Genomic DNA, 328 nt, shown 5'->3' on the forward strand with positions numbered 1-328 from the left:
CTGTATGCTAAGAAACTTTTTGCCGTCCCTTGATTTCCTGTAAATACAACTTTTCTAATTTCTCCGTTCTTTAAATCCTCCAAGGTTTCTTCTACAGCTTTCTTGTGACTAATCGTTTCATCACACCCAGTTCTGTAATCAGATAATCTTGAAAGAGGAATTTTCTTGTTTGTAATAACACTAGCCTTTTCCAGCATGTTGAATTTCTGCAAACGGCTAATCTTCTTATAATGAGCGTTAGCTTGTTCTTCCAAAACCTTATCGTTTTGCTCAACTACACATCTTGGGCAAACAGGTTTTCCTTGATAAATAATCATTTGAATTGGCT

1 pseudogene is annotated in these 328 nt (G+C 35.7%); it reads right to left on the reverse strand.

The window, feature by feature from the left end:
- Nucleotides 1-328, reverse strand: a pseudogene (locus MR170_RS31325) (ATP-binding protein); the annotation flags it as partial.

The sequence above is a fragment of the Bacillus cereus group sp. BfR-BA-01524 genome, from assembly GCF_022662595.1.
Classification (GTDB): Bacteria; Bacillota; Bacilli; order Bacillales; family Bacillaceae_G; genus Bacillus_A; species Bacillus_A thuringiensis_S.